This window comes from Maribacter ulvicola (assembly GCF_900155985.1).
GTDB lineage: Bacteria > Bacteroidota > Bacteroidia > Flavobacteriales > Flavobacteriaceae > Maribacter > Maribacter ulvicola.
Genome location: NZ_FTMA01000001.1, coordinates 284,230 through 297,091, shown reverse-complemented (window position 1 = coordinate 297,091; position 12,862 = coordinate 284,230). Strand labels below are relative to the sequence as shown.

At 36.7% G+C, this 12,862-nt stretch carries 11 protein-coding genes; 6 read left to right on the top strand and 5 right to left on the bottom strand.

Annotation, left to right across the window (positions count from 1 at the left end):
• The first annotated feature begins 8 nt into the window (after positions 1–8).
• Positions 9–761 carry an SDR family NAD(P)-dependent oxidoreductase gene (locus BW936_RS01290; RefSeq protein ID WP_076547925.1) on the top strand — a complete coding sequence of 251 codons (753 nt, stop codon included), beginning with the start codon at positions 9–11 and terminating at the stop codon, positions 759–761.
• A gap of 64 nt (positions 762–825) precedes the next feature.
• Positions 826–1,962, top strand: coding sequence for an ATP-binding protein (locus BW936_RS01285; protein WP_076546518.1), 1,137 nt, complete (start codon positions 826–828; stop codon positions 1,960–1,962).
• Here BW936_RS01285 and BW936_RS01280 read toward each other — a convergent pair.
• A complete protein-coding gene (locus tag BW936_RS01280; RefSeq protein WP_076546517.1) occupies positions 1,949–3,889 on the bottom strand; it encodes an alpha-amylase family protein in 1,941 nt (646 codons plus the stop codon). The two genes, BW936_RS01285 and BW936_RS01280, sit on opposite strands and share 14 nt — an antisense overlap.
• Positions 3,890–4,834: a carbohydrate kinase family protein gene (locus BW936_RS01275; RefSeq protein WP_076546516.1), complete on the bottom strand. Its 945-nt coding sequence runs from the start codon at positions 4,832–4,834 to the stop codon at positions 3,890–3,892. It lies immediately after the preceding gene.
• 186 nt (positions 4,835–5,020) lie between these two features.
• On the opposite strand from BW936_RS01275, the gene BW936_RS01270 reads away from it, so the two are divergent.
• From BW936_RS01270 to BW936_RS01255, 4 genes are all read left to right on the top strand, one after another.
• The gene (locus tag BW936_RS01270) at positions 5,021–6,157 is read left to right on the top strand and encodes an SPFH domain-containing protein (RefSeq protein ID WP_076546515.1); all 1,137 of its coding nucleotides are present in this window, start codon (positions 5,021–5,023) and stop codon (positions 6,155–6,157) included.
• 39 nt (positions 6,158–6,196) lie between these two features.
• Positions 6,197–7,279, top strand: a complete 1,083-nt coding sequence (locus BW936_RS01265) for a TFIIB-type zinc ribbon-containing protein (RefSeq protein ID WP_076546514.1) — start codon at positions 6,197–6,199, stop codon at positions 7,277–7,279.
• Positions 7,276–8,010 carry a metallophosphoesterase family protein gene (locus BW936_RS01260; protein WP_076546513.1) on the top strand — a complete coding sequence of 245 codons (735 nt, stop codon included), beginning with the start codon at positions 7,276–7,278 and terminating at the stop codon, positions 8,008–8,010. Before BW936_RS01265 ends, BW936_RS01260 begins: the two co-directional genes overlap by 4 nt.
• Before the next feature lie 64 nt (positions 8,011–8,074).
• Positions 8,075–9,073, top strand: a complete 999-nt coding sequence (locus BW936_RS01255) for an acyl-ACP desaturase (RefSeq protein WP_076546512.1) — start codon at positions 8,075–8,077, stop codon at positions 9,071–9,073.
• Positions 9,074–9,132: 59 nt separating this feature from the next.
• Here BW936_RS01255 and BW936_RS01250 read toward each other — a convergent pair whose 3' ends face one another.
• From BW936_RS01250 to amaB, 3 genes are all read right to left on the bottom strand, one after another.
• Complete coding sequence (locus tag BW936_RS01250; protein WP_076546511.1) at positions 9,133–9,786, bottom strand: hypothetical protein; 654 nt, start codon at positions 9,784–9,786, stop codon at positions 9,133–9,135.
• A 32-nt stretch (positions 9,787–9,818) separates the two neighbouring features.
• Positions 9,819–10,727 (bottom strand): OmpA family protein, encoded by a 909-nt coding sequence (locus BW936_RS01245; protein ID WP_076546510.1) that lies wholly within the window; start codon positions 10,725–10,727, stop codon positions 9,819–9,821.
• Positions 10,728–11,308: 581 nt separating this feature from the next.
• Positions 11,309–12,862: an L-piperidine-6-carboxylate dehydrogenase gene (gene amaB / locus BW936_RS01240; RefSeq protein ID WP_076546509.1), complete on the bottom strand. Its 1,554-nt coding sequence runs from the start codon at positions 12,860–12,862 to the stop codon at positions 11,309–11,311.

The window sequence follows — 12,862 nt, the reverse complement described above, 5'->3', positions numbered from 1 at the left end:
ATAAAGAGATGACAAAAACAGCATTTATTACAGGCGCTACAAGCGGAATAGGGAAATCTACGGCAATTCATTTTGCACTTAAGGGAATAAATTTGGTGTTGTGTGGTAGAAGACAAGACCGTTTGGACGCCTTACAAAAGGAACTGGGAAAAGAAGTACAAGTACACACTTTAAATTTTGATATTCGTAGTAAAGAAGCCGTGCAAGTTGCAATAGCTTCTTTGCCTAAAGAGTTTTCTGAAATAGATATTTTAATTAACAATGCCGGTAATGCCCACGGTCTAGATACGATACAAGAGGGTAATGTAGATGATTGGGATGCTATGTTGGATATTAATGTCAAAGGATTGCTTTATGTTTCTAAGGCGATAATACCTCAGATGGTAGCACGAAAATCTGGCCATATTATTAACATAGGGTCTACTGCAGGTAAAGAAGTGTACCCAAAGGGCAACGTATATTGTGCCAGTAAACATGCTGTTGATGCCATTAACCAAGGAATGCGCATAGATTTAAATGGAACAGGTGTTCGCGTAGGTGCGGTGAATCCCGGATTGGTAGAGACAGAGTTTAGTAATGTACGTTTTAAGGGAGATGAGAATAGGGCTGATGATGTATACAAAGGCTTTCAGCCTTTGAAATCAGAAGATATTGCAGATATTATTCACTTTGTAGTAACTAGACCGTATCATGTAAATATTGCAGATTTGGTGGTCATGCCAACAGCACAAGCTTCTTCAACAATTGTAGATAAAAATTGATACTATGAAAAGGTTTTAGTATAAAATCTTTAAAGCCAAAAGTCAAAAGTCAAAATTATAACTTATGATCAATAAACGCCTATTGGTAAAAAACTTGCTCGCACATAATGACGAGAACAGTTTTTACGATAAAAAGCGATTTATTGCTATTGGTGAAAAAGAAGGCAAGGGTAAGTTTTTAAAACACGTTTGTGCATTGGCAAATAGCAATCCGGCTAATAATTCTTTTATTGTAATTGGGGTTGAAGATGAGGATAACAAGATTGTAGGAGTTGATTTCTTTGATGATAGTAAGATACAGAACTTGGTGAATGCCTATTTAGACAATCCGCCTTTAATTTCATACGAGAACATACCTTTTCCACATTTGCCAGAAGGTAAGGTTGTAGGTTTAGTGACCATAAAATCTATTGGAAAAATATGTTCGTTGAGAAAGAACATTTGGAAGTATTATGGAGGGTCCGTTTTTTTTAGGGAAGGCAGTATTAGCTTGCCAAAAGTATTTGATATTGAGTTAAAAGATGTCAATTCAGAAGCTGTGGCTACCATTGAACAACATGCCAAGAATAATATAGAGCTTACACTTGATGGGGTTATTGATTTTTTAAATCACCGACATAAAGATTTAGAAAGTGATTATAAAGTTTTTAAAGAACAGTTTGTAGTCTGCTGGGCCGGTAATAAGAAAATGGTCAATGGAGAAACATATTTCTACAGGGTAGATATTGAATTGATCAATGAGCAGGTAAAATTGTTCTACTCTAATTTAGATGAGGTAACCATTACCTATAACAATGATTCATTTACTACCATTGAGTTTGTTCAGCTAGGTTTGGGATTCAAACAAAGGTATTATCCGTTAGAAAAAGTGGTCATCAATTTCAGTGAAAATGGTACCTATCAAATTACGAGCGATCTACTTTTTGATCCACCTATACATGATAAAGAAGAGCTAGACAGGATATATAAAAACAATAATGCTTTGGTAGCAAAGGTAAAAATAAATGCAGAATTGAGTATTGCCGAAGTGAAGCAATTGAAATACTTGGCAGATTCATATTTAATATGCTTTCTCAACGGTTTTGAAGAAGCAAAAGAGCGCATGGAAAGAGCTAGACAAATTTTAAAGCCTAAGTACCCAGGGATAAATGATTCGCTGAAAGAAGCGCTTCGTGTAATCAGAAAGGTTAAATATTCTTAATCCACAGTTGCTCGTAAGGCTTCAATGGCATTTCATTATGGATGAGTTCTAAAGAATTTCCGCTAAGTAAATCAACAGCGTTTTTGCCAGCATAAATACCAATGGAAAGCAGCCAGCCAATATTTAATGTTTCTGTAACCTCATTAAAATTAGACAACACCCAAATACTTCCACTTTCATGCGTTCTTTGATAAACAAATATATGCTCATTGGGGCAGCCATGAACCGTAATATTGTTTGTGTCGGCAAATACGTTGTGCTCTTTTCGTAAACGAATCATATTTTTTAATCCGTTATATATAATGGTAGATGGGCTGTCTTTTTCTTTTTTCAATTTAGATACGGCATCCCAATTCTGCATTGGTCTGTTTACCCATCTATTATCATTTACATGATCTTTGTTTTGTTCGTAAGAGTAATCGTTTAAGGTAGCAATTTCATCTCCGGCATATATCATAGGAATACCACCGTAGGTCAAAATAATGCCATGCATCATCAAAATTTTAGTTATGGCGTAATTTATAATGTTCTTATTATTTTGCTGCAAGGCAGTTTCTAAACCTAATAAAGAAGCGGCGCTACCGGTAATTCTACCATCGCCATTCTTAGGATTATACATGAACATCAATCCTTTTGCTGGCGACCAAGCTAATTTTCCACAGTAATAATTCAAAATAAACTGTTTGTGGGCAGTAGGGTCGTAGCTCATGGCACGTACAAAATCATCGTCATAGCCAAGACCAATATCATCATGGCAGCGTATGTAATTGATCCATGTAGCATCATTAGGTTTAGACGGAACTTCTGTAACGCTCTTCACCATTAACGATGCCTTTTTAGTGGCAATTGAATTCCATAGCAATGCCATTAACGAAGCATTATATGCCACTTCGCACTCATTACCTTCGGCAGTATCTTCGCCAAAATATTTAATGATATTTCTAGGCGCAACAATAGCTTCCGCCAATAGAATTACACCAGGTGCAATTACTTGCAGGCACATTCTAAAAAGAGAAATAAGTGTGTGTGCTTCGGGCAGGTTTTGAGATAGCGTTCCTAGTTTTTTCCACAGAAAAGCCAATGCATCAAAACGGATAACATCAACACCTAAATTTGCAAGTGCTATTAAATTACCTAGCATTTCAATGAATACCTCAGGATTTCTATAATTCAAATCCCACTGGTAATTATTAAAACAGGTCATGACCCATTTTTCCATTTCTGCATTATAAGTAAAGTTTCCTGGAGCCGACTGCGGAAATATTTCTGGTAGTGTCTTTTCAAACTCATCAGGGATATGACGGTCAGAATAGGTGTAGTAATAATTTTGATAATGAAGGTCGCCTTCTTTTGCTTTCTTCGCCCATTCAAATTCGTCTGATGTGTGATTAACAACAAAATCAAGCATTAAGAACATATTATTCTCACGTGCCTTTTTGCTGAAAGCCATAAAATCGGCTTTTGTACCGTATTTAGGGTCAATTTCATGATAGCTGTTTACGGCATACCCACCATCGTTTTCACCTGCCGGTCTTGTGGTAATGGGCATAAGGTGAAGAAAATTAATACCTAGGTCTTCAAAATAAGGAAGCTTTTCTTTGAGTCCGTTTATGTCTTTGTTAAAACGGTCAACATACAATTGCATCCCCACCATTTGCTCACTTTGGTACCAGTTACCGGAATTTAAACGAGCCAAATCTTGTTTTTTTAATTCTGTTGGTCTGTTCTTAAATAACCACTCAAGCTTATCTAAAAGAGTAAAAAAATATGGGCGGTGTTCCTTTTCTTGGTATAATGAAAAAAACTGTGTTTTTATGAGAGAAAGATTGGTGGCTAATCTTTGTTCAAATAAGACCGTTAACGGTACTCCGCCTTTTTTCTTTTGACTTTTTAAGGCCAATAACCGGTGTAATTCAGCTTGGTTCATTTAGGCGTCTAATTGTTGTGATGTAGGTAACGATTGTATAGCCCCAAAATTTTCTGTTGTAATGGCCCCAGCTTTATTAGCTCTGGAAACCATATTTGAAAGTAGATAATCGTTTGTTAGAACATCTTCTATTTTGGAATGTTCGGCAAGCTGCTGTAAAAGGCAGCCAATAAAAGCATCTCCGGCACCAGTAGTATCTTTAGGTGTCACTTTTATACTCGGTATCGTTTTGTAAATATCTTTAGTGCTAAGTAGTGTACCTTCGCTTCCTAAGGTGACCACTATAATTTGGGTTCCCATGTCATGAAAAAACTGGCAGGCCTCCTTAAGGTTATCTTTGCCAGAAAGAAGTTGCGCTTCCTCTAGACTAAATTTGCATAAATGAGACTTTTCAATGAAAGTATGGCACTTGCGTATAAAAATATCTTCTTTGTTTTTCCATAGATCAATCCTGAAATTAGGGTCAAAACTAATAAAAGCATTTTTTGTTAACCCGTCAAACAAGTATCTGCTATAGGTCTCTTCTAAAGAACCACCCAGTAAAGCGGTCGCGGCACCAAAGTGTAAGATGTTACCTTCAAATTTAGATTTTAGCGTAGCGTCATAAGTCAGTTCTTTATCGGCGCCACGGTTAAAAACAAAATCGCGCTCACCATCGGCATCAATAGAAACAAAGGCCAAGGTGGTAAATGTTTCACATTTCTGTGCCAAAGAGATATCTACTTTTTCATTTTCAAGAATGCGCAGTAAAAAGGTACCAAAGGGGTCATCACCAACGGCACCAATAAAAAAACTGTTGCCGCCAAGTTTACTTATTGTACAAGCAACATTAGCTGGTGCACCACCTGCTTTTTTAGAAAACTCTTTTGCTTTTGATAAATCTTTACCTTGGTTTTCGGCAACAAAATCTATAAGCAATTCTCCAATACAGAATACCTTTTTCATACGTCTAAAAAGAAAATTAGGAAGTCTAAGTTAGTTAGAAAAACCACCTATTCCCTAAAAATAGCTAAGTAAATAATAATATACGGTGATTTATAGGTCATTTTATGAATTTAATTCCTTTCGTATTTTGGGTCTATTCCTGAATTGCATATCTTGAATTATCCATTTTAAAAACACATTCTAGCCATGAGCATATTTGATGAAATTAAGAAAAAGCTGAGCCACGAGTTTATTGACATTGTTGAATGGCTAGATACTACGAACGATACTATAGTTTATCGTTTTGAGCGTTACCAAAATGAAATTAAGAACAATGCACAATTGATCGTTAGAGAAGGGCAAACAGCAGTTTTTATCAATGAAGGCCAATTGGCAGATGTGTTTAAACCGGGCACATATACTTTAAATACGCAGAACCTGCCAATTTTAACGACCTTGAAAGGTTGGAAATATGGATTTGATAGTCCGTTCAAAGCTGAGGTCTATTTTGTGAATACCCGTTTGTTCACAGATGAAAAATGGGGTACTAAAAACCCGTTCATGTTAAGTGATGACAGATTTGGATTGGTAGAAATACGTGCTTTTGGTACCTATAGTTTTAGAATCAATGATCCAGGTAAGTTTGTTGTAGATGTGGTAGGTACCGATGGTAATTTTACCAGCTATGAGGTAAATGAGCATTTAAAAAGCTTAATTGTAACCCGTTTTACAGATACGGTAGGTGAAGCCAATTTGCCAATAGAGTTATACGCGGCAAATACAAGTGAACTATCTGAAACTTGCCAAGAAGTAATGCAGCCAGAATTTAATAGGGTAGGTATAGAGCTAGAGAAATTCTATATTGAAAATGTATCCATGCCAGAAGAACTTAAGAAAGAAATTTTCGAATACAGCCGATTGGATAAATTGGACATGGGCAAGTTGGCACAGTTCAAAGCGGCCAAAGCAATGGAATTGGCTGCTAAAAATGAAGGCGGAACAGCCGGTGCCGGTATGGGCATGGGCATGGGGTTTGTTTTGGCACAACAAATGGGAGGCTTAATGGGGCAGCCTGCAGTGCAACCTTTAGGGGGGCAAACTGTACAGCAGCCACAAGCGCCACCACCAATACCTGCACAAATAACATATTTCTATGCGGTAAGTGGGCAGCAATTAGGTCCTGTTGGTTTTGATAAGCTCAAAGAATTATTTGCGAGCAGAACCATAAATAGAGATTCATTGATCTGGAAACAAGGTATGCCCAGTTGGACTGCGTTAAAAGAGGTAGAGGAATTAAAATCTTTTTTGGGCGGTAATACGCCACCACCATTGCCAACTGCATAATTTTTAAGCATTATCTTTTTAAGATAAGGGATACTTTCTATGGATGATATTCAACAATCGGAATATAAAAAAGCATGTGCCAATTGTGGAGCAGAGTTAAAGTTTAAGCCGGGTTCACATCAACTGGCATGTGAGTACTGCGGGTATGAGGAGTTTATTGAGGCATCTAAAACTAGTTTTGAAGAGTTAGAGCTGGAACACTACTTAAAAATTGTTGGTGAAAATGCCTATACCGAAACTATTGAGCTGTTACATTGTAAAAACTGCGGAGCCAACCAACATGTAGAGGAAAACTATAAATCACTCAACTGCGTGTATTGTAGTGAACCTCTTATACGAGAAGATATAGAGAAAGAAGGCTGGATATTACCTGGTGCTTTGGTGCCATTTCAATTGGATGCTAATAGGGCGCAAGCAATATTTAAAGAATGGGTAGGTAAAATTTGGTTTGCACCTAATAAGCTGAAAAAAGCGGCTCTAGTTCCAGAAGGGCTGCATGGATTATATATGCCGTATTGGACTTTTGATGCCAATCTTTTTGCATCGTACCAAGGGCAAAGGGGAGATTACTATTATGAAACCCAAACCTATAATAGTAATAAAGGAAAAAGAACTAGAAGAGTACGCAAAACAAGATGGACATATGCTTCAGGTAAAGTAAATGGTTTTGTAGATGATATTTTAATAAGTGCATCAGAAAAGAAACGCATAGAGATTCCGTCTACAGTCGCTTTTTGGAATTTGAAAGATCTAGTGGTTTTTAACTCTAAGTACTTATCTGGTTTTGTAACGGAAAAGTATACGGTTTCTCTAAAGGAAGGGCATCGCAAGTCATTTCAAGAAGCTAAATCCATTGCTTACAACTGGATCAGACGAGATATGGGAGGTGATACGCAAAGAATAGCAAATGCAGATATTAGGTTGACAGATGAAAAGTTTAAGCATATATTATTGCCTATTTACCTAAGTTCATATAGGTATGATGGAAAAGATTTTAACTTTTACATAAATGGCCAAACAGGGGTACTAAGTGGAAATAGACCCTATTCATTTTGGAAAATATTTTTTTTAGTAATTTTTATCCTTGCTATAATAACCATAATTGCGATTTTTGCTAAATGAATACAAAACGAACACTGGTTGTAGGTGATATTCATTCAGGATTACAAGCATTAAAGCAGGTACTTGAGAAAGCAGCTATAACTAAAGAAGATACTATAATCTTTTTAGGAGATTATATTGATGGATGGAGCGAGGCTGTAGAAACCGTAAATTACCTTTTGAAATTAAAAGAAAAGTATAATTGTATATACCTTAGAGGAAATCATGATGAGCTTTGTTATGAATGGTTGACCTGTAAGGCAGACAACCCAACGTGGTTTATGCATGGAGGAGAAGCAACTACAATTTCGTATGGTAATGCTTCTAAAGAAACTAAAGATATTCATCTAGAGTTTTATGAAAGCTTGGAGAACTATTATTTAGATTCAGAAAACAGATTGTTCTTACATGCAGGTTTCACTAACTTAAAGGGTATAGCGCATGAATATTTTAATAAGACGCTTTATTGGGATCGTACTTTATGGGAATTGGCACTTTCGTTGAATACAGATTTAGATGAAGATCATCTTCATTATCCGCAGCGATTAAAGAATTATTCCGAAATTTACATTGGTCATACTCCGGTTACACGTATTGGGAAAACTACTCCGCAGAAAGCAGCAAATGTTTGGAATATTGATACGGGTGCAGCCTTTAAAGGACCATTGACTATATTTAATACGGATACAAAAGAATATTGGCAGAGCGACCCTGTATATACCTTTTATCCTAATGAAACGGGCAGAAACTAAGAAAACCGTTAACTTTACTAAAAATATGATTGTTTAATTAACGATCTTCATTAAAAATTAAAAAATGTCTACTAAAAATATAAGATTAGAAGTGATGCAGGCTTTAGAGCCTAAAGTAGAAAGTTTCATGGATTCTTTCCTTATAAAACCGGAGGATATATGGCAACCAACAGATTTTTTACCAGATTCTCAAAAAGATACTTTCTTGGAAGAGGTAAAGGATATTCGTGAAGAATCTAAAGATTTAGGATATGATTTTTGGGTAACTATGGTGGCAGATACCATAACCGAAGAAGCCTTACCAACTTATGAATCGTGGTTAATGGATGTAGTTGGTGTTGATCAACATGGTGATCATAAAACAAATGGTTGGGCAAAATGGGTCCGTGCTTGGACGGCTGAAGAAAATAGACACGGAGATGTATTGAATAAATATCTTTATTTATCCGGCAGAGTCAATATGAAAGAGATAGAAATTACTACCCAACATTTAATTTCTGATGGTTTTGATATTGGTACTGATCGCGATCCATATAAAAATTTTGTATATACCTCATTTCAAGAATTAGCTACCAATATTTCTCATAAGCGTGTTGGGCAAATGGCAAAGAAAAAAGGAAATGCGTTGTTGGGTAAAATGTGTACAATCATTGCCGGTGATGAAATGAGACACCATTTGGCGTACAGAGAATTCGTGAAAACTATTTTAGGAGAAGACCCATCTGGGATGATGATAGCCTTTGCCGATATGATGAAAAAGAAGATTGTAATGCCGGCACACTTTTTACGTGAGTCTGGTGGTACAATAGGTTCGGCTTTTGAGAACTTCTCTAACTGTGCACAACGTTTAGGTGTTTACACCGCACAAGATTATGTAGACATTCTAAGTAAGCTAAATGCGTATTGGGAACTGGACTCTGTTCGTTCTTTAAATGAAGAAGCTGAAAAGGCGCGTGACTACTTAATTAAGTTACCTTCTAGATTAGAAAGAATTGCGGAACGTATGAAATTTCCGCAAGATCAATATCACTTTAAGTGGGTAGAGGCAAACGGAGCATTATAAAATCAAAAATCCCGATCAGTATTGATCGGGATTTTTTTTTGCCTTTATTGAACGGTAAATTATAGTTTACCGTGTTTGTGTTCTTCTTGCCATTTAACAAGTGCTGCCCATTTACCTTCATAGCACATTTTTGCTTGTAACGGCCAAGAAGCTGGGTCGTGAATCTTGTATCGTGTACCGCCGGTATCCAATATTTTTTGGCAGGCTTCTAAACTAGCTTCAGAAAGCTCTTTCCAAGTCTTAATGCCGTGGTCTTTGAACATACCTTCAATTTTTGGACCAATACCTTCCACAAGTTTTAAATCGTCTTGCTTAATGGTTTTTCCAAATGCTGCCTTAGCAGCGGCGCCATCAAAAGCTATAGCGCTATTTGTAGCGGCACCGGTAGCAAATGAGGCAGCAGAAGCATCTAAGTTAGTGTTTGGAGCACTTGGCGCCGCAGTAGAAGATTTTGCAACCTTACTTGCAGCGATTACCTTTTGGTTACATGCATCAAGATCTGCTTTTAATTTGCTGTGGCTGGCTTTAAGGTTATTTAAATCTGACAATTCGCCTTTAAGCTTTGTATTACTAGCGGTAAGACTATTGATTTCAGCAGAGTTGTCTATTTCCTTGGCAGAACCTTTTCCTAGAAGGTAACCTAATATACCGCAAATAAGACCCACTAAAGCTGGAATTAGCCAGCACCAAATATTCATATTTTCAAAATTCATGATTTTACTTATTTATAAGATTAGTGTATGTTTTAATTTAATGTAATAACTGTTCGTCTATTTTTTACTCTGCCTTCTTCAGTGGTATTATCTGCAATTGGTTGCGTTTGTCCTTTAGATGTAGCAACTATTTTATCTGCCGCTATTCCGTTTTGCATTAAGTAATTCTTAGCAAATTCTGCCCTGTCTTGACCTAGGTTTATATTTATATTTGCTTGCCCAGTTGCGTCTGTATGCCCAACAACGCTTGCGGTAGCATCAGAAACCTTATCTAAATATCTAGAGATATCAGCAACTTTTTGTCTTTGCGCGGCATCTAAGTGAATTGATGCTTCTGCAGTGTTGAAGTAAAGAATTAACGGATCAGTATTTATTTTGTCATACAAAGCTTTAAGATCCTCTTCTGCAGTAGCAGATTTTTCTACCAGTACAAATGAAGCTGCACCCCAATAAGTACCCTCTTTTGGAATCATTTCGTTCATAAGTTTCCCCTCTGTGTTAATTTGAGCGGTAGAGTACCCTTTAAAAGCTAAATCGTTTTTAATGGAATTTGCTCTGGCAAGACCTAAATTAGGGAAGGCTGTATGGTTCTCCTCTTCAATGGTGTAGTATCCTGTTACATTAATAACATTATTGTCATTGGCTTCTAAGTGACTTTGTAGGCTAGAAACTCCCTTAATCAATTCAGCGCTCAAAGGCATAAGAATGTCTTGAGATGAAATGTTAAAATTATAATTGTCATTGGTGTTGTAAGCAAATCCGTTTTGGTCAATTGCGAATGGGTACGATGTTGCCGTGGGCTCTTTTACGATTACCTTTTCAGTAGCGGGCTCTGTATTTGCAACATTAGTAGCGCATTCGCTACAGTAGTTATAAAAGATGAAAGTACCAACTACAATGGTAATCAACATCCATAATAAATACGTGGTTGTTTTTGTCATTGTAAATAATGTTTAGTGTTTAGCGCACAATTTATTAAAAAAATCTTAAAAATGTTAAAAGAGGTAGGTCTAATTACCTAATAATCAATGATTATGTGAGGTGAGGGGTATAATGTTTTGTAGTATTTAGCATCTAAGATTTAGAAAAAGAAATAGTGTGGGGCAATAGGAATACGAGCTATAGTTTAGGTCCGTATTTAATAGGTGTATATTTCAATGAAGATTGGTCATTGAATATACTTATTTGAGTTTTGAATGAATAGGTTAAATAAAACTAGTTGTCCATGGTGGATAGTTTTATCTACGACTTAAAATATAGAAATCTAAAATCCATTTATACAATATTTGTATAAACCGGTACAGAAGTTGTTGAATTGAAAATGGTAAGTTATTAGATTATTGCAAAGCTAATTTCACTATAAAATGAAGAAAAAAATAAAAGGTATTATAAATTTCCTTTGCATGTTTGTTGTTCTGGGTATACAAGCTTTACTTCATGGTAGTTGGTCAAATGAGCCAACCAATTCAAAAGCAGCCAAACCTTGTAGTTAACATGCAAAGGAAATTATGAGTTAATTTGATTATAAATCAAATTTTATCCCCTGTGCTAATGGTAGTTCCGTGGTATAATTAATGGTATTGGTTTGCCTTCTCATATATATTTTCCATGCATCGGAGCCACTTTCACGGCCACCACCAGTTTCTTTTTCACCACCAAAGGCGCCACCTATTTCAGCACCAGAGGTGCCTATATTTACATTGGCAATACCACAATCACTACCCCAAGCAGAAAGAAAGTGTTCAGCTTCACGTAAATTGTTTGTCATAATTGCTGAAGATAGACCTTGTACAACACCGTTTTGAATAGCAATGGCATTATCAACGTCTCCAGAATACTTTAATAGGTAAAGAACGGGTGCAAAAGTTTCATGTTGTACAATTTCAAAACTGTTTTCAGCCTCTGCGATTGCAGGCTTAACATAGCAACCACTTTCGTAACCTTCGCCTTCTAATACGCCTCCTTCTACAATTAATTTACCACCTTCTTTAACAACTTTTTCTAAAGCCTTGTTGTAGTTGGCTACCGCATCTGTATCGATCAATGGACCAACATGGTTTTTTTCATCTAGAGGGTTGCCAATTCTTAATTGTTGATATGCCGCAACAATAGCATCTTTAACCTTATCGTACATAGATTCATGAATGATCAATCTTCTAGTAGAAGTGCAACGTTGCCCGGCAGTACCCACAGCACCGAATACGGCACCAATTACCGTCATTTTTAAATCAGCGTCTGGCGTAACAATAATAGCGTTGTTTCCTCCAAGTTCAAGTAAAGATTTACCAAGTCTGGCTGCTACAGCTTGAGCCACAATTTTTCCCATTCTAATAGATCCCGTTGCAGATACTAAAGGAATTCTATTATCTTGGGTCATTAATTCACCTATCTTATAATCGCCATTTATTAAGCAAGAAATACCTTCAGGTAGATTGTTATCTTTCATTACCGCGGCAGCTATGTTTTGACATGCTATACCGCACAAAGGAGTTTTTTCAGATGGTTTCCAAACGCAAACATCACCACAGATCCAGGCAAGTGCCGTGTTCCAGGCCCAAACGGCAACCGGAAAGTTAAAAGCAGAGATAATACCCACAACACCTAAAGAATGATATTGCTCATACATTCTATGGCCAGGTCTTTCAGAGTGCATAGTTAAACCGTGTAACTGACGGGATAACCCAACTGCAAAATCGCAAATATCTATCATTTCTTGAACTTCTCCTAGACCCTCTTGATAGCTCTTGCCCATTTCAAAGGAAACAAGTTTACCTAACGGTTCTTTAAGTTCCCTAAGCTTGTCACCGAACTGCCTAACAATTTCTCCACGTTGTGGTGCGGGTTTTGTTCTCCATTCCTTAAAAGCTGTCGTTGCAGTGGTCAATACTTTTTCATAATCTGTTTTAGTCGTGGTTTTGACCTTGGCAATTAATGAACCGTCTACTGGAGAGTATGATGAAATTAGCTCCCCTGATGAAAAATGAATTGATCCGGTAGAGGTTCCCTCATTAACATCTTTAATTCCTAATGCTTTGAGAGCATCCTGTATTCCGAAATCTGCTGCTATTTTTGACAT

Coding starts and splice junctions, on each gene's coding strand:
- BW936_RS01285 (WP_076546518.1), top strand. CDS start 826: ATGATCAATAAACGCCTATTGGTAAAAAACTTGCTCGCACATAATGAC.
- BW936_RS01275 (WP_076546516.1), bottom strand. CDS start 4,834: ATGAAAAAGGTATTCTGTATTGGAGAATTGCTTATAGATTTTGTTGCC.
- BW936_RS01270 (WP_076546515.1), top strand. CDS start 5,021: ATGAGCATATTTGATGAAATTAAGAAAAAGCTGAGCCACGAGTTTATT.
- BW936_RS01265 (WP_076546514.1), top strand. CDS start 6,197: ATGGATGATATTCAACAATCGGAATATAAAAAAGCATGTGCCAATTGT.
- BW936_RS01245 (WP_076546510.1), bottom strand. CDS start 10,727: ATGACAAAAACAACCACGTATTTATTATGGATGTTGATTACCATTGTA.
- BW936_RS01260 (WP_076546513.1), top strand. CDS start 7,276: ATGAATACAAAACGAACACTGGTTGTAGGTGATATTCATTCAGGATTA.
- BW936_RS01290 (WP_076547925.1), top strand. CDS start 9: ATGACAAAAACAGCATTTATTACAGGCGCTACAAGCGGAATAGGGAAA.
- BW936_RS01250 (WP_076546511.1), bottom strand. CDS start 9,786: ATGAATTTTGAAAATATGAATATTTGGTGCTGGCTAATTCCAGCTTTA.
- amaB (WP_076546509.1), bottom strand. CDS start 12,862: ATGTCAAAAATAGCAGCAGATTTCGGAATACAGGATGCTCTCAAAGCA.
- BW936_RS01255 (WP_076546512.1), top strand. CDS start 8,075: ATGTCTACTAAAAATATAAGATTAGAAGTGATGCAGGCTTTAGAGCCT.
- BW936_RS01280 (WP_076546517.1), bottom strand. CDS start 3,889: ATGAACCAAGCTGAATTACACCGGTTATTGGCCTTAAAAAGTCAAAAG.